We start from the raw sequence: 19,976 nt of genomic DNA on the forward strand, positions 1-19,976 counted from the left end.
CTTCGCCACAAACGAACAAAAGTCTTTTTGCTTCTTTTTCTTCAGAAAAAGAAGATCCTCACCCTTCCGGAGTGCACCGATGACCCTGTCATTCCCCGAGATAGACGTCACCGGACGCACGATGCTGTCCGAAGCGTTCCGCAAGCTCGAGCGCATTGAATTCCGCCAGAAGGACGGGAAGGAACAGATTCTCGATCGCGAGGTCTACCATAACGGGCCCGGCGCCGCCGTTCTGCCGTACGATCCGTCGCGCGGCACGATCCTGCTGGTGCGCCAGCTTCGCATCGCAGCCCATCTGAACGGCGATCCGGCCTACATGACCGAACTCTGCGCCGGCATGGTGGACGAGGGCGACGCGCCGGAACGCACGGTGGAGAAGGAGGCCCTGCAGGAGCTGGGCTATCGTCTGCACGACATCGAACCGGCTTTCGTGCTCTACATGAATCCCGGCAGCACCACGGAGAAGGTGCATCTGTTCACCGCGCATTACGGCGAGCACGATCGCGTCGCGGCCGGCGGCGGGCTGGACGAGGAAGGCGAACGCATCCGCATTCTGGAGCCGACCCTGGACGAGGCGCTGTCGATGATGCGCGACGGCAGCATCACCGATGCGAAGACGATCGTCATGCTGCAACATGCGGCCTTGACGCGATCCGGCCGTCCTGGGGACGCCGGATCGTGAACGTTCCCGACGGCTTCGGGACCGTCACGCCCTATGTCTTCGTCGATGGCGTGGACGCGCATGCGTGGTTTCTCCAGGATGCCTTCGGCGCGGAGGAGACCGGCCGCAGCGTCCTTCCGGATGGGCGGATCGCCAACTGCCAGCTTCGTTTCTCCGGAACGACCATCATGCTCGGCGAGGCATCGGAGGTGTTTCCGGCAAGCCGCGCCGCGTTCTATCTGTTCGTGTCCGACGCCGATGCGGCGATGCGTCGGGTGGAAGGCGCCGGTGCGGTCCGGGTCATGGACGTTGCCGACATGCCTTATGGCGACAGGCAGGGCGGCGTGCGTGATCCTGCCGGAACGCTCAGGTGGGTGCTGCAACGCATGACGACCGCGCCCTATTTTCCGCCGGCCGCGACGGCGTCGTGAGCCGGACCGAATTCGAAACCACCTTGGTCCCATTTCGAGAGTTTCTGCATGGCTGAGCCGAACACAGCGGATCGAACCGCTCGCGACGCGCGGACCGACACCGGCTTCGTGGTCGTGCGGGGCGCGCGGCAGAACAATCTCGCCGATGTGGACGTCGATGTTCCGCGCGACCGGTTCGTGGTGTTCACCGGCGTGTCCGGCTCCGGCAAGTCCTCGCTCGCCTTCGGCACGCTTTATGCGGAATCGCAGCGGCGCTATCTGGAATCCGTCGCCCCCTATGCGCGCCGGCTGATCGATCAGGCCGGCGTTCCGGAAGTCGACCGCATCGACGGATTGCCGCCGGCTGTCGCCCTGCAACAGCAGCGCGGCACGCCCACGGCGCGCTCCTCGGTCGGCAGCGTCACCACCCTGTCCAGCCTCGTGCGCATGCTCTACTCGCGCGCCGGCACCTATCCCGCCGATCAGCCGATGCTGTACGCGGAGGATTTCTCGCCCAACACGGTGCAGGGCGCCTGCCCGGATTGCCACGGTCTCGGCCGGATCTACGACGCCACCGAAGCGACCATGGTGCCGGACCCGTCGCTCACCATTCGCGAACGCGCCATCGCCTCCTGGCCGCCCGCCTGGCACGGGCAGAATCTGCGCGATATCCTGGTCTCGATGGGCTACGACATCGACGTGCCCTGGCGCGATCTGTCGCGCAAGGATCGCGACTGGATCCTGTTCACCGAGGAATCGCCGACGGTTCCGGTCTATGCCGGGCTGACGCCCAAGCAGACGCGTGACGCGCTGCGGCGCCAGGCGGAGCCGAGCTACCAGGGCACCTATACCGGCGCGCGACGCTACGTTCTGGAAACCTTCGCCAATTCCAAGAGCGCGATGATGAAGAAGCGTGTGTCGCGCTACATCATCGGCCGGGATTGTCCCGCCTGCGGCGGCAAGCGCCTGAAGCCCGAAGCGCTGTCCGTCACCTTCGCCGGCCACGACATCGCCGGCCTGGGTGCGCTGCCGTTCTCCGAACTGCGCGACCTGTTCACACCGATCGCGCGCGGCGAATTCGGCGGCGAGATTCCGGATGGTGTCGTTCTGGACAAGAAAAAACGCGCCGATGCCGTTTCCAAGCGCGTCGCCGCGGGCGGCTCGGCGCACGGTTCCGCGCCCGATATCCGGCGCACGCCGAACCTGTCCGGCGAGAAGCGTCTGGCGGCGAAACGTCTGGCGGAAGAGCTGCTGGAACGGCTGCATCCGCTGATCGATCTCGGTCTCGGCTACCTTTCGCTCGATCGCGCCACGCCCACCCTGTCCTCCGGCGAGATGCAGCGCCTGCGTCTGGCGACGCAGCTTTCCTCGCATCTGTTCGGCGTGGTCTATGTTCTGGACGAACCTTCCGCCGGTCTGCATCCGGCCGACGATGCGGCGCTGCTGACGATTCTCCATCGTCTGCGCGAAGCCGGGAATTCCTTGTTCGTGGTCGAGCACAATCTCGATCTGATCCGGAACGCGGACTGGATCGTCGATGTCGGCCCCGCCGCCGGCACGGGCGGCGGACGTGTTCTGTACAGCGGGCCGATCGCCGGTCTTGCCGATGTGCAGGACTCCGCCACGCGCCGCTATCTGTTCGATCCGCCGCGTGCCGCCACACGCAAAGCACGCACGCCGAGCGGCTGGCTGAAACTTACCGGCATCGAGCGCAACACGCTGCACGGGCTCGACGTGTCATTTCCGCTCGGCTGCTTCACCGCCGTGACCGGCGTGTCCGGCTCGGGCAAATCCACCCTGGTCAGCCAGGCCCTGCCCGATCTGGTCGGCGAACGCCTGGGCCAGAACGCGCCTGCGGAAGACGCGGAAGACGACGCGCTTCTGCTCGACACGCCCGATCCGGTCACGGAAGGGCGCGTGACGGGCGATCTCGGCGGCATAAGGCGCGTGGTGCGGGTCGACCAGAAGCCGATCGGCCGCACGCCGCGCTCCAACCTCGCCACCTATAGCGGCCTGTTCGACCATGTGCGCCGGTTGTTCGCCGCCACGCCGCTGGCGCGCAAGCGGCGCTACGGGCCAGGCCGGTTCTCGTTCAACGTTGCCGAGGGCCGCTGCCCGGTTTGCGAGGGCGAAGGCTCGGTGATGATGGAGCTGTTGTTTCTGCCCAGCGTCTATGCGCCCTGCTCCGCGTGCGGCGGCACGCGCTTCAACCCGGAAACGCTGGAGGTGGACTGGAACGGCCACAGCATCGCCGACGTGTTGCAGATGACGGTGGACCATGCCTGCACCGTGTTCCGCGACGAACCGCCGGTCGCGCGGGCGCTCGACCTGCTGCGCGAGATCGGCCTCGGCTATCTGCGTCTGGGCCAGCCGGCCACGGAACTGTCGGGCGGCGAGGCGCAGCGCGTGAAGCTGGCCACCGAACTGCAACGCGCACAGCGCGGCGACACGCTCTATGTGCTGGACGAGCCGGCTTCGGGCCTGCACCCCGCCGATGCCGACCGGCTGATGCGCCATCTGCATGGGCTGGTGGAGGCCGGCAACACGGTGGTGGTGGTGGAACACACCATGCGCCTGATCGCGCAGACCGATTGGGTGATCGATCTGGGCCCCGGCGCCGGGAAGGCGGGCGGGCGGATCGTCGCCAGCGGGCCGCCCGAATTGGTGGCGCAGCGAACAGAGAGTCAGACCGCGCCGTTTCTGGCCGCCGCGTTGCACGCCCCGGCGGGGTGACGCTGGACGGATCGCGACGGAGCGTCGCAAATCGGTCTCATGACCATGGCATCGACCCCGCCCCCGGCGCCGGAGAACCCGGATCGGGCCGATCTGATCCTGGTCGGGGCGGGTCTGTCCGGGGCGGCGTTTCTGGTTCATCTGCTGCGCGACCATCCCGCCTTGCGCGGGCGTGTGCTGGTGATCGAGCCGGGGCGGCGTCTCGGCGCAGGGCTCGCCTACGGCACCTGCGACCCGGCGCACCGGGTCAATGTGGCGGCCGGGCGCATGTCCGTGTTTCCCGACCAGCCGGGCCATTTCGCCGACTGGCTGTTCCGCACCGGCGCGGCCGTGCCCGACCGGGAGGCGCTGGGTGCGGACGGGTCGCTGCATCCAAGGCGGGCGCTGTTCGGCCGCTACGTGCACGAGACCGTCTCGGCGCAGATCGCGGAAACGCCGCTGGAGGTGGTGCGGCTGCGCGCCCGCGCCTTGTCCGCCGAACGGGTGCCGGAGGGCTGGGTGCTGACGCTGGACGATGGCGCGCACTGGCTGGCGCCGCTGGTGGTGCTGGCGGTGGGCCACAGCGCGCCCGCGCTGCCCGGCCCGATGCGGTCCCTGTCCGGCGATCCCCGTCTGGTCGCCGATCCCTGGGTGCGCGACGCCCTGGCCGGGATCGGCGCCGACGATGCGGTGCTGGTGGCGGGCACCGGACTGACCGGCTGCGACGTGGTGGCGAGTCTCCGCGCGCGCGGGCATCGCGGGCGGATCTCCATGGTGTCGCGCCGTGGTCTGCTGCCGCGCCCGCGCACGCTCTTGCCGGTGGAAAGTTTCGGCCGGTTCGACGAATGGCCGGCAGCGACGGCGCTCGCCCTGCTGCGACGCGTGCGTGCCGCCGTTGCGGAGGCGACGGGGCTCGGCCGGCCCTGGGAGGACGTGATCGCGGCGCTGCGCAACCAGGCGCGGGTGGTCTGGGGCGCGCTGCCGGTCGCCGAGAAACAACGGCTGCTGCGCCATGTCCGGCCGTTCTGGGATGTGCATCGCTTCCAGTGCGCGCCGCAGATCGACCGGGTGATCGCGGACGGACGGGAGGCGGGCTGGCTGACCGTACGGGCCGGGAGCCTCCTGGACGTCCAGGCGGATAGCGCGTCGGATGGCGAAGTGATCACGGTGCGGATCGGGCGGCGCGGCGGCGGGATCGACGTCGTGCGGGTGGCGGCGGTGGTGAACTGCACCGGCCCCGGTCATCGCTCGGTGGTGGAGGCCCATCCCCTGCTGCGCGCCTTGGCCGAGCGGGGCGCGCTGCGGGCGGACCCGTGCCGTCTCGGCATCGACGTGGATGGGGAGAGCCGCGTGCTGGATCGCGACGGCGCCCCCTCGCCCGGCCTGTTCGTCGCCGGGCCGCTCGCGCGCGGCACCCATGGCGAGTTGATGGGTCTGCCGCAGGTGGCGCTGCAACCGCGCGACGTGGCCGCCTCGGTGGCGGCGATCTGGCCGCGGCGGAGGCCGTGACCGCCGATCGGACGCGGCGTCGGCGGAACGATCGGGCCCGCTCGCACCTTGGTGCCAACCTTGGTGATAGACTCGTGCGCGGCGCCACGGCATCTGTGCGCCCATGATCACCGAGAAACGCCTTCTGCGCGCGGAGCCGAGCTTCCGGTTCCTGGCCAAGCTGTGGCGGGTCAGCTGGCTCTACGTGCTGCTGATCTGCGTTCTGGCGGGGGTGGGCTACGGCGCGCTGTATTCCGCCGGTGGCGGCTCGGCCAAGCCGTTCGCGGGTCCGCAGAGCCTGCGCTTCGGCTTCGGCCTGGTGCTGATGCTGGGCGTGGCGATGCTGAGCCCGCGCGTGCTGGCACGTCTGGCCTGGCCGCTTTACGGCCTGTCCCTGCTGCTGCTGGCCGCCGTTCTGCATATGGGCCATGTGGGCAAGGGCGCGGAACGCTGGCTAATCATCGGCGGGATGCAGGTGCAGCCTTCAGAGTTCGCCAAGATCGCCCTGGCGCTGGTTCTGGCTGCCTGGTTCCACCGCGCCGGGCACAAGCGCATGGGCAATCCGCTGTTCCTGGTCCCGCCGGCGATCCTAGTGCTGCTGCCGGTGGGTCTGGTGCTGAAGGAGCCCAATCTGGGCACGGCGGTGATCATCGCCGCGGTGGGCGCGTCCATCTTTCTCGCCGCCGGGATGCGGCTGTGGCAGATCGCGCTTCTGGTGGCGCCGATCCCCTTTCTGGGCAAGTTCGCCTATTCCCATCTGCACGACTACCAGAAGGCGCGCATCACCACCTTCCTGCATCCCGAGAGCGACCCGCTCGGCGCCGGCTACAACATCATCCAGAGCAAGATCGCCCTCGGCTCGGGCGGCATGTGGGGCCAGGGCTATCTGCACGGCACCCAGGGGCAGCTCAACTTCCTGCCGGAGAAGCAGACCGACTTCATTTTCACCATGATCGCCGAGGAATGGGGGCTGGTGGGCGGGCTGACGGTGATGGGGTTGCTGCTGCTGATCATCATGGGCGGGATGCTGATGTCGATGCGCTGCAAGCACCAGTTCGGCCGGCTGCTCGGGCTCGGCATCTCGATGAACTTCTTTCTCTACTGCGTCGTGAACCTGAGCATGGTGATGGGGGCGATCCCGGTGGGCGGCGTGCCGCTGCCGCTGATCTCCTATGGCGGATCGGCCATGCTGACGGTGATGTTCGGCTTCGGGCTGCTGCTTTCCGTCTACGTGCATCGCGACGCGTCGTTCGGCGAGAACGAGGGCAACGCTTGAGCGGCATCCTGCCGCCGACGCCGGCGGTTCTGCGTTCCTACCGCCTCAGCACCTATCGCGCCGGTCCGGTCGTTGCGCATGTCGGCCGGGTGCCGCGCGGGATGACGGGCTATGGGCCTCGGGAAACGCTCGCGATGCTGAGCGCCGCCAATCCGGGCGGGCGGCTGATGCCGGAGGGCTGGAACCGGCGCGCCATGCGGCGTCTGGAACAGGCGCTACGACGGGTGCCGCATGTCGCGGGGGAAGGACGGCTGGGACGCTGGGGCGAGCCGCTGCTGCTGGCGCGCCTGCCCGCACGCCCGGCCGCGATCCTGGCCCGGCGCTTCCGGCAGAACGCTATCCTGGTGCTGCGGCGCGACCGGCCGGCCGAGTTGCTCCTATTATGAATTTGACCGCTTACCGTCCTTCTTTCTTCGGGGATATTCCGTTTCCAGAGCCGCCCGCTCCGAAAGCAAAGCTTCATACCGTTGATGAAAGTCCGATGCCTCATCACCAAGCAACGGGTCTCGGTCAATAGAGTACGTATTGCCGCGAATCACATCGAGTATTCGAATATTTTCAGGCGGAACGTCTGGGAAAGCAGACGAGATAATCCACAAACCCAGCCTTGCACCTTCAACAGACAATTCAGGGCTAGACGAGAAATACGGGTAGACCAGACGCTCAGCACCATCAGCATCTACCACAGAAAGAATGTTGTCGATTTTTACAGATGCTTGCAAGGCGTCAAACGGAAAGTCCGCTTTGTAGGACTTACCTTGATAGAATGGGGTGTTCGTCCATCGCCTGCGATCGTTCCACCATTTGAGAAAGCCTTGCGACAATTGCGGATACAAGTTACTCCGCCTTGAGTTCTTGCCTATACGCTCTCGGCTTACAGTTGCCAAATCAAGCCTGCCGAAGACATGACTTTTGGCATCGGCCCAGAATGGTACGTGGAAGTCTCCCCCACCTCCCTTAACGCCTGCATCTTTTGCAAGCTGAGATCGTATATCTTCTCGTAGTTTCCGTCGCCGTAGTCGAGGGTCTGCGAAAAACAGACAGAGAAGCTTACGCAAGTGAGGATGATCCAGCGACATAACATTCCCTCCCCGCAAGGAGATGGTTTTCACAACGAACCGATCAATGGGAGTCCACATTGATTCTTCTTTGGACTCCCACGTTCGACATATTTTCATCAGAGAGACAGGGCAGTTGTGGGTTACGGTGCATCTTGAGCGCTTCGCTATGAGCAGCCGCTACGGGCTGGAGATCCGCGCGGCCCAGTCTGCCGATGCGGCCGGGCTGTCGGAGATGCTGGACGCAAACGGCCTTGCCCTGCCCGCGCGGATTCTGTCCGAGCGCATCGAGCTCCAGCGCGCGACGCCGAGCGGTACCGTTCTGCTGGCGCTGGAATGGGGGCCGCCGAGCGGGATGGTGTCGATGCACTGGCACCCGTCCTTGTTCGAGGCGCATCCGGTGGCGCGGATCAGCACGCTGCTGGTGGATCGCGAGCAGCGTCGTCGCGGCATCGGACGGTTGCTGGTGAAGGCCGCATCGCAGGCGGCGCGCGTGGCGGGCTGCGACCGGATCGTGCTGGAGATCGGCCCGGACGCGCCGGCGCTGGCCGAATTCGGTGCTGCGACCGGCTTCACGATGCTCGGCAGCCGCATGGTGCGCTCGCTGCGCCGGCAGACGCAGGGTTGAACGCGCGAACGGGGCGCCGCGCCGGCAGCGCCCCGGATGTATCGCGTCAGTCCTCGGTCCACACCCAGTCGCGGATCTCGGGCAGATCGTCGAACGCCTCACGGATATGGGCGTCGTGCCGCGCCAGCGTGGTCTCGCAGTAATCGGCGAGCGCCGTATCGGCGAAGAGATGCGGCAGATAGCGCGTCACATCGAGACACAGATGCAGACGGCTCATCTCGTTCTGCACCACCATGTCGAACGGCGTGGTGGTAGTGCCTTCCTCCTGATAGCCGCGCACATGGAACCGGTCGTGCCAGGCGCGCCCGTGCAGCAGATCGTGCACCACGCCGGGATAACCGTGGAACGCGAACACGACCGGCGCGGATTCGGTGAAGATGGCGTTGAAATCGGCTGCTTCCATGCCGTGCGGATGGCGGTCCTGCGGGCAGAGCCGCATTAGATCGACGACGTTCACCACACGCACCTTCACCTGCGGCGCATGACGGCGCAGCAGCCAGGAAGCGGCGACGATCTCCTGGGTCGGAATGTCGCCGGCGCAGGCGAGAACCACATCCGGCTGTTCCGGCTCACGGCTGTATTGCGGCCAGATGCCCGCACCCAGGCGGCAATGCGCGTCCGCTTCTTCCATGGTCAGCCACTGCAATTGCGGCTGCTTGTCGATCACCATCAGGTTCAGATAGTTCACGCTGCGGAAGCAATGATTAGCGACGCTGAGCAGGCAGTTCGCATCGGGCGGCAGATACACGCGCGCCACCAGCGGCTTGCGATGGATCACGGTGTCGATGAAGCCAGGCCCCTGATGGCTGAAACCGTTATGGTCGTTGCGCCAGCAGGTCGATGTCAGCAGATAGTTGAAGGAGGGAATGTCCGCACGCCAGGGCAGGCGACGCGCATGCTCGATCCATTTGGCGTGCTGCATCGCCATCGAATCGATGATCATCGCGAACGCCTCGTAGCTCGCGAACAACCCGTGCCGCCCTGTCAGCGTGTAGCCTTCGAGCCAGCCATGGCAGCAATGCTCGCTCAGAACCTCCATCACCCGCCCGCCATGCGACACGTGGTCGTCGTTCGGCAGGATCTCGGTGGCGAGACAGCGATCGGACACCTCGAACACCGCGCCGAGCCGGTTCGAGTTCGTCTCGTCCGGGCAGAACAAACGGAAATTGTCTGGATTGTTCTTGTAGATGTCGCGCAGATAGCGGCCGAGCACGGCGGTCGATCCGGTGCGTTCGGCAGCGCGCTGGCTGAAGGCGATCGCGTAGTCCCTGTAATCCGGCAGATCGAGCGGCTTGCGCAGCAGGCCGCCATTGGCGTGCGGATTGCTGCCCATCCGGCGTGCGCCGTCCGGCGACAGGGAGGCGTATTCCGCACGCAGGACGCCGTTCTCGTCGAACAACTCTTCCGGGCGGTAGCTGCGCATCCAGTCTTCCAGGATGCGAAGATGCGCCGGATTGGTCTTCACCTCCGCCACCGGAACCTGATGCGCGCGGAACGTGCCTTCAACCTGCACGCCGTCGACGATCTTCGGTCCGGTCCAGCCTTTCGGCGTGCGCAGAACGATCATCGGCCAGCGCAGATCGTCCGGCCTCGCACCGCTGCGCGCCGCCTGCTGGATCGCCTTGATCTTGGTGATCGCGGCCTCGCTGGCAGCGGCGAAATCCTGATGCACCTGCGCCGGCCGGTCGCCTTCCACGAACACGGGGTCGTAGCCCTGGCCGCGGAAGAACTGCTCCAGATCGGCGTCGGAGCGGCGCCCCCAGACCGTCGGTCCGGCGATCTTGTAGCCGTTCAGATGAAAGATCGGCAGAACCGCGCCGTCGCGGCTCGGATCGATGAAGTCGATGCTCTTCCAGCTTCCGGCCAGGGGGCACGTCTCGGACTCGCCGTCGCCCACCACTGCCGCCACCAGCAGATCGGGATTGTCCATCACCGCGCCGAACGCATGCACCAGCACATAGCCGAGTTCGCCGCCTTCATGGATCGAGCCCGGCGTCGGCACGCTCACATGGCTCGGCACGCCGCCCGGCGTCGAGAACTGGCGGAACAGCTTCAGCATCCCCGCCTCGTCGCGGGTCACCTGCGGATAGATGTCGGTGTAGCTGCCTTCGAGCCACACATTGGCGATCAGGGCGGGACCGCCATGGCCCGGGCCGGCCATGTAGATCGCATCGAGATCGTATTTGCGGATCAGCCGGTTCATATGCACGTAGATCAGGTTCAGCCCCGGCGACGTGCCCCAATGCCCGAGCAGACGCGGTTTGACGTGATCGACGCTGAGCGGCTCGCGCAGAAGTGGATTCTGCATCAGGTAGATCTGCCCGACATTCAGGTAGTTGGCGGCGCGCCACCAACCGTCCATCCGCCGCAATTCCTCCGCGTCCAGGGGTGCCGAAACGGCCGCGCCGTCGTTCGATCGGCTCTGCATCATCGGTTTCTCCATCATGGTGTCGTCGGAACGGCTGGCCGCGACCTCAGCCGCAAGCGCCGTTCAGCGTGTCGATCGTGTGCCGGATCACCATCGCTTCCTCGTCCGTTTCCAGACGCAGCACGCGTATCCGGCTCTCCGGGATCGAGATGGTGTCGCGATGCCGTTCGTTGGCGTCAGAATCCAGCGAAACGCCGAGCCATCCGAGCTGCGCGCAGATCTTCGCGCGGATCGCCGCCGCATGGGCGCCGATCCCGGCGGTGAACACGATCCCGTCGAGCCCGCCGAGCGAAACCGCCATCGCCCCGATCATGCGTGCGACGCGGCTCACGAACATGTCCACCGCACGCTTCGCCGCGGGCGTGCCGCTTTCCAGAAGAACGCGCATGTCGCTCGAAAGCCCCTCGGACAGGCCGAGCAGGCCGGAGCGGTGATACAGGACGTCCTCGATCCTGTCGGCATCCATGCCGAGCTGCTGCATCATGTGCAGGATCACGCCCGGATCGAGCGCACCGCAGCGCGTGCCCATCACCAGCCCGTCCAGCGCGGTGAATCCCATCGTGGTGTCGACGCTGCGACCGTTGTTCATCGCGCACAGGCTGGCGCCATTGCCGAGATGCGCCACCACGACACGGCCCGACGCCAGATCCGGCTCGTGCTCGCGCAGACACGCGGCGATGTATTCGTAGGACAGGCCGTGGAACCCGTAACGCCTGATCCCCTGCCGTGCGAACGCTTCCGGCAGAGCAAACCGCCAGGAGGTTTCGGGCATGGCATGGTGAAACGCGGTGTCGAAACACGCGACCTGCCGCACACCAGGCCGCAGCGTTTCCAGCGCCCGCACCGGCGCCAGACCGTGCGGCTGGTGCAGCGGCGCCAGCGCGGTCAGCCGCTCCAGTGTCTCCAGCACCTCGGGCGTGACCCGCACCGGTTCGGCATAATCGCGCCCGCCATGCACGATGCGATGGCCGACACCCGCCAGACCGTCCTCGGCATGGTTCTCGATCCAGCCGAGCAACTCGCCCAGCCGTGCGTCATGGTCGCCTTCCGCCAGAGCCCGGTCGAGCACCGTGGCACCGGCCGAATCCGTCGCGCGCACATGCGCCTCGCCGTCCATCGCCTCCACCTGTCCGGTGATGCGGCGTCGCGGCGTGCCGTCCGCGCCGAGGGCGGACAAGGCGAATTTCAGGGTCGACGACCCAGCGTTCAGGGCAAGGAACATGACGCTCCGATCCTTGGGCATGCGGCCGGCTCTCGCCCGGCACGCAGGAGAACGATGATCCGCGGCCCTCGTCCGGACCATGATCCAGATCAATCGAGCGCCGATCGGCGTCCTGGACCACGCTTCGCGTCATGATGTTTGCGTGACGCCCCGGCGGGGCAGTGCCGCCATCGCCGGCGGTGGGCACGGGCTCGGTCCAGGCGGAGCGCCGCCCGGAGGAGGATTCGACCCGCCAGTCCCGCTCTTGCGGTGTTGGTCGGCATGACGCGATTGTGTGCGGACGCAGCTCCGTCCGAACATGGGACGCTCGATCGTCGGGTGCCGGTCAGCGCCGCGGCAGGCCGTTCACGGCGATCCATTCGGCGAAAACGGTCCGCATCACCAGAGCGGCACGTGCAGGACCAGATACCACCGTGCGCGGCCCCACAAGATAGGATGGCCCGCGTCGCAGGATCGTCTCGCCGATCCGCCGATACAGGGCCGCCGCCACCGGGATCGACAACCGCGCCTGCGACGGCAGCGCCGCATAGCCCAGCGCCCCGAGCGCATAATGCCGCTCCGCCAGGGCCAGCAGCTTGCGCACGGCGGGGAACACGGCGGACGGGTCTTGCAGCAGCGTGTCCGGCACGCTGTCGGCAGGCAGCCAACAGGCCGGCAGGTAGATGCGGTCCCGCCCGGCATCCTCCGCCACGTCTCGAGCGATGTTGGTGAGCTGCATGGCGATGCCGAGCGCCTCGGCCTGCGTCCTGGCCGTCCGGTCCGCGATACCGAGCACGTCGCACATCATGACGCCCACCGTGCCCGCGGCGCCAGTGGCATAGCGCAGCAACGCGGCCTCGTCAGCGATCCGCACCGGTTCCAGATCGGACAGCATCGCGCGCACCAGGGCGGCGGCGCTGATCCGGCACACGCCGAGCTGCCGGAACCGCGCGCCCAGGGCCGTGCGGGGCCCCTGCCCCGCGAGATCGGCCTCGATCGCCAGCAGCGACACGCGTGCCGAGACAGGGTCCGGCGCCTCGTCGGCCAGATCGTCCACGGCGCGGCAGGCGGCATACAGCGCCGCCGCACGCGCGAACGAATCCCGCCCCATCAGGCGTCCGGCGAGACGGAACGAGCGCCCGTGACGCGACAGAACCGCCAGATCGGCCGGTGCTGCGTCGAAAATCGCCTCCTCCGCGCGCACCGAGGCCGGAAGCTCATGCGCGAGCCCGCTCATGCCGCCTCCCGCATCAGCGTTTCGACCAGCTTGGCGGAACACAGAACGCCCGGCACGCCCGCACCCGGATGGGTGCCGGCGCCGACCAGATACAGGTTGCGCACCGCGCGTACGCGGTTGTGGAACCGGAAATAGGCCGACTGGCGCAGGATCGGCGCGATGGAGAAGCCCGCACCATCACGCGACAGATAATCGGTCTTGAAATCCGTCGGCGCGAGGCTGCTTTCGGAGGTGATGCAGCGTTCGAGACCCGGCAGGGTCCGCTCTGCCAGAAGGGCGACGATGCGGTCGCGCAGCACCACCCGCGCCCGGTCCCAGTCGATCGGCGCGCGCAGATTCGGCACGGGTGCGAGCACGTAGAACGCATCCTGCCCCGGCGGCGCCAGAGACGGGTCGGTCGCCGTCGGCCGGTGCAGATACAGCGACAGATCCTCCGGCAGCGCCGGATCCGTGCCGAAGATCCGGTCCAGCAGTTCGCGGTAGGATCGTCCGAGCAGGATCGTGTGATGCGCGACGGCGGGATAGGTCCGCGTCGTGCCGAAATACAGCACGAACAGCCCCATCGAGGGCTGCAAACGATCCAGGCGCCGTTTGGAGCGACGCCGGCCCGGCGGCAGCAGGGTCTCGTGCACCATCGGCGCGTCGGCATTGGCGATCACGATCTCGGCCGGCACGAACTCGCCGCTTTCCAGGACCACGCCGCGCGTTTCGCCATTCTCGACCGAGAGACGCGACGCCGTCGCGCCATAGCGCATCGCGATGCCGTGCCGTTCGCCGAGTTGCACGAGCTGCCGGACAAGTTCGGTGGTGCCGCCCCGCGCGAACCAGACTCCGCCCTCGCGTTCGAGCTGCTGGATCAGCGCATACAGCGCCGGGGAGCGGAACGGATGGCCGCCCACCAGCAGCATCTGCAAGGTGAACACGCGTCGCAGCGATTCGTCGGCGATATCGCGTGCGACGAAGCGATACAGGGAGCGCCACGCCCCCAGACGCAGAAGCGCCGGCACGGCACGCAGCATCGCCAACGGGCGATGGAACGGCATCGCGCCCATCCGGACGTAGCCTGCCTGGTACAAGGCCCGCGTGCGTTCGGCCAGACGCTCGAAACCCGCCGCGTCGCCGGGCGCGAAGGCTGCGACGCGCGCGCGCATCTCCTCGACCGTGCCGCCGTAATTGAAGAAGCGCCCATCGGCGAAGCCGATCCGGTACCAGGGCTGCACGGGCAGAAACGCGACATGCTCCGCGCGCTCCTCGCCGAACAGGCGCCAGAGTTCGTCGAACAGATCGGGCGCGGTGATCACGGTGGGTCCGGCATCGAAGGTGAAGCCGTCGCGCCGGAACACGCGTGCGCGTCCGCCCGGCTGGTCGAGACGTTCGATCACCTGCACGTCGTAACCCATGGCCCGTGCACGCAATGCGGCGGCGAGACCGCCGAAGCCCGCACCGATCACCACGACACGGCCAGACCGTTTCGCCTCCGCCCTCATCAGCCCGGCTGGATCACCGTGTCGTAGATCACCTTCCAGTAAGGGCCGACGAACAGGATGATCAGGAGTGCGCTGCCCCCCACCGCGCCCAGGGCGCCGAGCGCCACGAACCAGCCGAAGAAACGCTTCCACCACCCGTACACGATCCCGCCGGCGAGCCAGAGCGCCACCAGAACCACGGTGATCACCAGCGGAAAATACATGTCACGCTCCGGTTCGCATCAGTAGGCGCCATCGGTCCTGAGCTGCGTGTAGACGCGCGCGCTGAAATTCGCGAGTTGCGCGCTTTTCTGCGTGGGGGCGACGGTGCTGTCGCGATACAGGATCGGGCAATACGCCACGGTGAGACCGTTGACGATCTGTTCCTGTTTCAGATCCGGCGCGGCCTGTCTCACCTTCGCCACCACGTCGTTCACCGTCGGCAGCATGGTCGGCAGTGTCATCGCCGAGAGTGCGGCCTGGATGCCGTTGCCGTTATCGGCGAGAACCTTCTCCAGCTCCGGTTCGTCGAGCTTCGGGCATCCGCCGGCATGCTTGCCGTTCAGCATGCTCTGCGCCGCGCCGTCCGCATCCACCCGGTTCACCGAAACCAGGAACGCATCCGCGTTCGGCGGCGCGTTGTTGCTCCAGGCCTGGCGCACGTAGTTGGCGACGTCGGCGATCTGCTTGTCGGTCATGCTGTCGCCAAGCGCCGGCATCACGCCGAACGATCCCTTGGCTTCCACGCCGCCGATGATCACGTTGATGACGTTGTGCGGTCCCGCCGCCAGGATCATGCCGTTTCCGTCCAGCGCCGGCACGACGCCTTTCTCGCCCTTGCCGTTCGCACCATGGCAGGACGAACAGAAGGAATTGTAGACCTGCGCGCCCGGCGGGTTCGGCCCCTTGTAGGCATCGCGCTTGTAAGGGCTGTAGGTGGACGGCCTGTCCTGCGTGCGTAGATAGGCGATCATCGCCCGGATATCCTCGTCGCGGAACTTCGACAGGCTGACATCCACGGTTTCGCGCATCGGCCCGACGGCCGTGCCCATCACGTCGTCCGCGCCGGTCTTCAGATAGTTGAAGAGCTGGTCGTCGGTGTAGCGGCCGAGGCCGCTCGCCTTGTTGTTGGTGATGTTCGGCGTGGCCCAGTGCGTGATCACGCCGCCCGCGAACGGCAGAGCGATGTCCCGCTTGCCGAGCAGGGTGCGGCCGTTATGGCATTCCGTGCAATGCGCGAAGGAGTTGACGATGTAATCGCCGCGATTGACCAGAGCGCTCTGCTTCGGATCGTCCTTGAAAATACCGCTGGGAACGAAAGCGAGATTGTAGAGCGCAATCGCCGGCCGGAAGTTGAACGGGAACAGGATCTTGTTCTCGGGGATCTTGTACCGGACCGGCGCCTGCGACATGATATAGGCGTAGATCGCCTTGATGTCGTCGTCGCGCATGGACGCGTACCACGGGTACGGCATGCCCGGATACACGTTCTGGCCGTGCTTGTTGCGGCCCTTGCGGAACAGGGTGACGAAATCCTGGATCGTCCAGCCGCCGATGCCGGTCTCGCGATCCGGCGTGATGTTGGGCGTATAGAGCGTGCCGAACGGCATCCCCATCGGCCGGCCGCCGGCGAATTCCGGACCGCCGTCATGCGTGTGGCAGGACGCGCAGTCCGCCATGTCGGTCAGATACTTGCCGCGTGCCAGGATATCGGTCGCGGTGGCGTCGGCGCCCTTGGCCACGCTGGCGGGATCGAGCTGCGCCGCGGTCGGCTTGCCCTGCGGAAAGCTCGGCGGCTGATCGGCCGGGACGTTGCTGTTGTAGGTCTCGGTGCCGTTCCACGCGCGCTCCTGCGCCGAGGCGGGCAGGCTCGCGACCGAAACGCCGAACAACGCGGTGGCGCCGAGAAGAAAAGAGAACTTGCTCATGGCGCGGCTCCCCCCGGAGCGGCCGGCGGCGTCCAGTCCTGCGACACCTGCGACAGCGCCGGATAGGCCGACAGGGTGGAGGCACCGAAGAAGGGCTTGTAGGCGCCGGCATGGCAGGATGCACAGCTCACCTTGGCCTCGTCGCCGAGCGGTCCGCGCATCGCGCGCGGGAAGGTGCCGGCGAGCGAGTTCATGTAGGTGCTGTTGATCGCTCGCACCATGCGGATGCCGTGCCAGGCGGTGACGTGGTGCGGCGTGCCCTGGTCCCATTCCTCGAAGGCGCGCGTGTTGTGGCAGAAAGTGCAGTTCACGCCGAGGCTGTCGCTGAAATGGATCATCAGCGCATAGGTCCAGTCGGTCTGGTTGATCGACGGACGCACGCCGCCGCTCGGCAGCGCCGTGGTGGGCGTCACGCGGATCGGGTTCGCCTGGAGGAGAAACGGTGTGAGCGGATCGTACGGCAGCGCCGTCAGCCCGGCCACGGGCGAGACGACGTTCTGCCCGCTATCGGCCTGCGTGAGACCGCGCGTGCCGTAGGGCGCCGGCTGCACGAACCAGGCGCCTGCCGGGATCGCCTCGCCGCGATGGCAGGTCTGGCAGGTGACGCCGCCCTGGCCCACATGCGCCTTCCACTGGCTGTTGATATCGGCCGTCATCTGCAACATGCGCCGGGCGACGATCTTATTGTAGGAGCTGTCGTCGGCCATGTTGTTGAGCGAATGGCAGAAGGCGCAGCCGGTCGCGGGTGCCACCCATTGCGTCATCGCCGCCATTAGACGCAGGAACTCGTTGGCGTCCACCGCGCCCAGGACCTTGACGTTCTTGTAGACCGCCGATGCCGGACGCCCTGCGAGCTGCACCGCGGGCAGGGGCGCGTCGGGATGCTGCAAGCGCGCTTCGGCAAGCAGATTGTGGTCGTTGTACACCGCCTGCATGCCGGTGCCGCGGAAACCGGTCTGCACCACCTGGAGCGGGGGGCGCTCCAGCGTGAGCGCCAGGGCCCCGACGCCAATGACCCCGCACAGGCCCGCCGCTGCGGTGGCGCTGAGCCAGGGGTGCGTGCGGACTGTCTCGACCGTTGCGGCGATCGCGCGGGCGACGGCCGCGAACGGCGCTGCGACCAGGCCGGGTTTGCTATGGGAGGTGCTCATGGCTGCGCCGTAACTGCCCTGAGATAACCGGGATCGGTGATCGGTGCGTAGACGCGCGGGTATTGCGGCGCGAAACCGTGCTTGACGCCCCAGAGATACCAGTTGTCGACGACCGTGCCGGTGAGAAGAATGCCGATGCCGCCTGTGAGGGTGCACAGGATCGCGAACCACACCGCCCAGCGATGGATCGATTCGAAGGTGGCGTTGAAGCCCATCACCCAGCGCCAGAACAATGCGCCGCGCTCCACCGCCGTGCCGCGATCGACCGCCAGTTCCACCTCACGCTCGGCCCAATAGCGCGAGGTGGCGAGAATGGTGCCGCCGTGCATCGCGAACAGGAGCGTCGATCCGTAGAGGAACACGATCGAGAGCATATGGAACGGGTTGTAGTAAAGGTTGCCGTACCGGATCGAAATCGACGCGGTCCAGTCCAGATGCGGAAAGATGCCGAACGGCACGCCCTCGCTCCAGGAGCCCATCAGCAGCGGGCGAAGAAATCCGTCGACCAGATAAAGCCAGATCGCCGAAGCGAACGCCCAGGCCACATGCGTGCCCATGCCGAGCGCCCGTGCGCGCCGATACACGCGCACCCACCACAGCAAGATCGCGGCGGTGAGAAAGAAGCCGGCCATCAGCCACCAGCCGCCCTCGTTCAGGGGCGGGATACGCAGCCCCCAGGACGGCGCCGGCGGTTGCAGGCCGAGCCAGAAGAGCTGGCGCACGAACTGCACCGGATCCCAGCCCACCGAGGCGAACATGTTCAGCCCGATGATCTCGAAGGCGATGAGGCCGCAGATCAGCGAGGCGATGCCGAGCTTGCCGAGATAGAATGGGCCGATCTGGTTCGAGCCCAGAACGCCCATCAGCCAGGAGAAGACCGGCCGGCCCGAGCGCGGTTCGCTGCTGGCCGCCAATGGCGGACCCGGATGCAGCGGCCCCTCGATCTGCACGCGGTTGAACAGATTCTGGTATTCGATCCCGCCCGGACGGTCGTTCAGGCGCGCGCGATTCTCGAGCACGTGCTTCCCCTACTTCCAGAACGGCAGATTGAGCCACCAGGACCACCATTCCGGCCAGCCGCGTGTCCAGAACGGGCCGCTCAGCAGAATGCAGAGCGCGCTCCACAGCCCGGCATTCATGGCGCAGAACCAACCGACGCGATGGATGCCGAGCGGTCCGATGGAATAGGCGATCAGATCGCGGAAGAACGCGTCTTCATGCGCGCCTTCCTTGACCTCCTCGCCTGCCGGCGGATTGAGCGACGACAGGATCACGCCGCCATGCATCGCCAGGATGAAGGTCGTGGTGAAGAAGAACGTCACCGCGATCATGTGCGCCGGATTGTAGTGGAACTGCAGATACTGGTAGCCGACGTTCGACACCCAATCGAGGTGCGAGATGATTCCGTAGGGAAACGCGTTTCCCCAGGCTCCCATCAGCACCGGACGGATCACCTCCAGCGTCACGTAGGCGGCGATCGCGCAGGCGAAGGCGATCGGCGTGTGCAATCCCATGCCGAGCTTGCGCGCGATCTCGATCATGCGCAGATCCCAGGACACGAAGGCACCGACCGCGCAGACGGTGATGAGCTGCCAAAGCCCGCCCTCGCGCAGGGGTGCCAGCGCCAGACCGTATTTCAGGTCCGGCGGCGCGATGGAGATGCGCCAGATGTTCCATGTCGGCCCCAGCGACGCCGCCCACAGGATCAGCGACACGCCGATCAGCGTGAAGAAGATCGTGGTGACGCCGAAGAAGCCGACATAGAACGGCCCCGCCCAGAAATCGAACAGGTCGCCGCCGACGAGCGTACCGCCGCGGACCCTGTATTTCGGTTCGTAGTTCAGCATGGACATGGGCGGGACCTTTCCGCTCGGCGCGGTTGCGCTATTGCGGTGCCTGACCGGGGGGCAGCGGCGTCATCTGCTGCATCTGCGCGGAGCTACGCAGCGCATCGTGATGCGGGCCGTCCAGCCAGTTGAAGCGATCCGTGCTCAGCAGAATGAAATGGATCGTCAGTGCGAGCACCAGCAGGAACACGAACAAGGTGATCAGCGCGCGGCGCGGATCGAACATCAGCCAAACGCGGTACATGGCGGGTTCTCCCTAGCCGATCGCGGAGACGAGGTGGTGGGCCATGTCGGCGGCGTCGAGCATGGAGGTCTGGTAGCCGTGCACGCCGGGCAGCCACGGGCGCCACATCCAGGCGAGGTAGTGCGCGACGATCGCGATCGCCACGAAGATGATGAAGGAGATCACGAAGATCTTGTTGAACTCCTTGGCCTCGCCGACGGAAAGGCCCGACAGGCTCGAGCGTTCGGGATTGTCGGACATC

19 protein-coding genes are annotated in these 19,976 nt (G+C 66.7%); 7 read left to right on the forward strand and 12 right to left on the reverse strand.

Annotated elements, in window-relative coordinates; all coding sequences use genetic code 11:
* Positions 1 to 79: 79 nt before the first annotated feature.
* From ACZ5BM_RS07105 to ACZ5BM_RS07130, 6 genes are all read left to right on the forward strand, one after another.
* Positions 80 to 682: an NUDIX hydrolase gene (locus tag ACZ5BM_RS07105; RefSeq protein ID WP_498910970.1), complete on the forward strand. Its 603-nt coding sequence runs from the start codon at positions 80 to 82 to the stop codon at positions 680 to 682.
* Complete coding sequence (locus ACZ5BM_RS07110; RefSeq protein ID WP_498910972.1) at positions 679 to 1,092, forward strand: VOC family protein; 414 nt, start codon at positions 679 to 681, stop codon at positions 1,090 to 1,092. Before ACZ5BM_RS07105 ends, ACZ5BM_RS07110 begins: the two co-directional genes overlap by 4 nt.
* 48 nt (positions 1,093 to 1,140) lie before the next feature.
* Positions 1,141 to 3,804: an excinuclease ABC subunit UvrA gene (locus tag ACZ5BM_RS07115; RefSeq protein ID WP_498910975.1), complete on the forward strand. Its 2,664-nt coding sequence runs from the start codon at positions 1,141 to 1,143 to the stop codon at positions 3,802 to 3,804.
* Between the two features lie 39 nt (positions 3,805 to 3,843).
* Positions 3,844 to 5,292 (forward strand): FAD/NAD(P)-binding protein, encoded by a 1,449-nt coding sequence (locus tag ACZ5BM_RS07120; RefSeq protein WP_498910976.1) that lies wholly within the window; start codon positions 3,844 to 3,846, stop codon positions 5,290 to 5,292.
* A 103-nt stretch (positions 5,293 to 5,395) separates the two neighbouring features.
* A complete protein-coding gene (rodA, locus tag ACZ5BM_RS07125) occupies positions 5,396 to 6,547 on the forward strand; it encodes an FtsW/RodA/SpoVE family cell cycle protein (protein ID WP_498910978.1) in 1,152 nt (383 codons plus the stop codon).
* Entirely contained in the window at positions 6,544 to 6,933 is a 390-nt protein-coding gene (locus ACZ5BM_RS07130; protein ID WP_498910979.1) for a DUF3293 domain-containing protein, read from the forward strand. Before rodA ends, ACZ5BM_RS07130 begins: the two co-directional genes overlap by 4 nt.
* Here the strand turns inward: ACZ5BM_RS07130 and ACZ5BM_RS07135 are convergent.
* On the reverse strand, positions 6,928 to 7,383 hold the full coding sequence (locus tag ACZ5BM_RS07135) for a hypothetical protein (protein WP_498910980.1): 456 nt from the start codon (positions 7,381 to 7,383) through the stop codon (positions 6,928 to 6,930). The two genes, ACZ5BM_RS07130 and ACZ5BM_RS07135, sit on opposite strands and share 6 nt — an antisense overlap.
* Positions 7,384 to 7,774: 391 nt before the next feature.
* Between ACZ5BM_RS07135 and ACZ5BM_RS07140 the strand changes: the two genes are divergently transcribed.
* A complete protein-coding gene (locus ACZ5BM_RS07140) occupies positions 7,775 to 8,233 on the forward strand; it encodes a GNAT family N-acetyltransferase (RefSeq protein ID WP_498910982.1) in 459 nt (152 codons plus the stop codon).
* Positions 8,234 to 8,279: 46 nt separating this feature from the next.
* Here the strand turns inward: ACZ5BM_RS07140 and ACZ5BM_RS07145 are convergent, their stop codons facing one another.
* The 11 genes from ACZ5BM_RS07145 to pufB all read right to left on the reverse strand — a co-directional run bounded on the left by ACZ5BM_RS07145 (position 8,280) and on the right by pufB (position 19,975).
* On the reverse strand, positions 8,280 to 10,664 hold the full coding sequence (locus tag ACZ5BM_RS07145) for a phosphoketolase family protein (RefSeq protein ID WP_498910984.1): 2,385 nt from the start codon (positions 10,662 to 10,664) through the stop codon (positions 8,280 to 8,282).
* Between the two features lie 43 nt (positions 10,665 to 10,707).
* On the reverse strand, positions 10,708 to 11,883 hold the full coding sequence (locus tag ACZ5BM_RS07150) for an acetate/propionate family kinase (protein WP_498910985.1): 1,176 nt from the start codon (positions 11,881 to 11,883) through the stop codon (positions 10,708 to 10,710).
* Between the two features lie 325 nt (positions 11,884 to 12,208).
* Positions 12,209 to 13,099: a phytoene/squalene synthase family protein gene (locus ACZ5BM_RS07155; protein WP_498910987.1), complete on the reverse strand. Its 891-nt coding sequence runs from the start codon at positions 13,097 to 13,099 to the stop codon at positions 12,209 to 12,211.
* The gene (crtI, locus tag ACZ5BM_RS07160; RefSeq protein ID WP_498910989.1) at positions 13,096 to 14,586 is read right to left on the reverse strand and encodes a phytoene desaturase family protein; all 1,491 of its coding nucleotides are present in this window, start codon (positions 14,584 to 14,586) and stop codon (positions 13,096 to 13,098) included. The genes ACZ5BM_RS07155 and crtI overlap by 4 nt, the downstream gene beginning before the upstream one ends.
* Entirely contained in the window at positions 14,586 to 14,789 is a 204-nt protein-coding gene (locus ACZ5BM_RS07165; RefSeq protein ID WP_498910991.1) for a hypothetical protein, read from the reverse strand. Before ACZ5BM_RS07165 ends, crtI begins: the two co-directional genes overlap by 1 nt.
* Positions 14,790 to 14,807: 18 nt before the next feature.
* Positions 14,808 to 16,493: a c-type cytochrome gene (locus ACZ5BM_RS07170; RefSeq protein ID WP_498910993.1), complete on the reverse strand. Its 1,686-nt coding sequence runs from the start codon at positions 16,491 to 16,493 to the stop codon at positions 14,808 to 14,810.
* Entirely contained in the window at positions 16,490 to 17,644 is a 1,155-nt protein-coding gene (pufC, locus tag ACZ5BM_RS07175; RefSeq protein ID WP_498910995.1) for a photosynthetic reaction center cytochrome PufC, read from the reverse strand. The genes ACZ5BM_RS07170 and pufC overlap by 4 nt, the downstream gene beginning before the upstream one ends.
* Entirely contained in the window at positions 17,641 to 18,663 is a 1,023-nt protein-coding gene (gene pufM / locus ACZ5BM_RS07180) for a photosynthetic reaction center family protein (RefSeq protein ID WP_498910997.1), read from the reverse strand. The genes pufC and pufM overlap by 4 nt, the downstream gene beginning before the upstream one ends.
* A gap of 9 nt (positions 18,664 to 18,672) precedes the next feature.
* Positions 18,673 to 19,497 carry a photosynthetic reaction center subunit L gene (pufL, locus tag ACZ5BM_RS07185; RefSeq protein WP_498910999.1) on the reverse strand — a complete coding sequence of 275 codons (825 nt, stop codon included), beginning with the start codon at positions 19,495 to 19,497 and terminating at the stop codon, positions 18,673 to 18,675.
* Positions 19,498 to 19,528: 31 nt separating this feature from the next.
* Positions 19,529 to 19,735: a light-harvesting antenna LH1, alpha subunit gene (gene pufA / locus ACZ5BM_RS07190; protein WP_498911001.1), complete on the reverse strand. Its 207-nt coding sequence runs from the start codon at positions 19,733 to 19,735 to the stop codon at positions 19,529 to 19,531.
* A 12-nt stretch (positions 19,736 to 19,747) separates the two neighbouring features.
* The gene (gene pufB / locus ACZ5BM_RS07195; protein WP_498911003.1) at positions 19,748 to 19,975 is read right to left on the reverse strand and encodes a light-harvesting antenna LH1, beta subunit; all 228 of its coding nucleotides are present in this window, start codon (positions 19,973 to 19,975) and stop codon (positions 19,748 to 19,750) included.
* Position 19,976: the final 1 nt, after the last annotated feature.

This window comes from Lichenicola sp. GTC18331 (genome assembly GCF_055386855.1).

Coding starts and splice junctions, on each gene's coding strand:
- ACZ5BM_RS07115 (WP_498910975.1), top strand. CDS start 1,141: ATGGCTGAGCCGAACACAGCGGATCGAACCGCTCGCGACGCGCGGACC.
- rodA (WP_498910978.1), top strand. CDS start 5,396: ATGATCACCGAGAAACGCCTTCTGCGCGCGGAGCCGAGCTTCCGGTTC.
- crtI (WP_498910989.1), bottom strand. CDS start 14,586: ATGAGGGCGGAGGCGAAACGGTCTGGCCGTGTCGTGGTGATCGGTGCG.
- ACZ5BM_RS07145 (WP_498910984.1), bottom strand. CDS start 10,664: ATGATGCAGAGCCGATCGAACGACGGCGCGGCCGTTTCGGCACCCCTG.
- pufB (WP_498911003.1), bottom strand. CDS start 19,975: ATGTCCGACAATCCCGAACGCTCGAGCCTGTCGGGCCTTTCCGTCGGC.
- ACZ5BM_RS07120 (WP_498910976.1), top strand. CDS start 3,844: ATGACCATGGCATCGACCCCGCCCCCGGCGCCGGAGAACCCGGATCGG.
- ACZ5BM_RS07170 (WP_498910993.1), bottom strand. CDS start 16,493: ATGAGCAAGTTCTCTTTTCTTCTCGGCGCCACCGCGTTGTTCGGCGTT.
- ACZ5BM_RS07105 (WP_498910970.1), top strand. CDS start 80: ATGACCCTGTCATTCCCCGAGATAGACGTCACCGGACGCACGATGCTG.
- ACZ5BM_RS07155 (WP_498910987.1), bottom strand. CDS start 13,099: ATGAGCGGGCTCGCGCATGAGCTTCCGGCCTCGGTGCGCGCGGAGGAG.
- pufL (WP_498910999.1), bottom strand. CDS start 19,497: ATGTCCATGCTGAACTACGAACCGAAATACAGGGTCCGCGGCGGTACG.
- ACZ5BM_RS07150 (WP_498910985.1), bottom strand. CDS start 11,883: ATGTTCCTTGCCCTGAACGCTGGGTCGTCGACCCTGAAATTCGCCTTG.
- pufA (WP_498911001.1), bottom strand. CDS start 19,735: ATGTACCGCGTTTGGCTGATGTTCGATCCGCGCCGCGCGCTGATCACC.
- ACZ5BM_RS07165 (WP_498910991.1), bottom strand. CDS start 14,789: ATGTATTTTCCGCTGGTGATCACCGTGGTTCTGGTGGCGCTCTGGCTC.
- ACZ5BM_RS07140 (WP_498910982.1), top strand. CDS start 7,775: ATGAGCAGCCGCTACGGGCTGGAGATCCGCGCGGCCCAGTCTGCCGAT.
- pufC (WP_498910995.1), bottom strand. CDS start 17,644: ATGAGCACCTCCCATAGCAAACCCGGCCTGGTCGCAGCGCCGTTCGCG.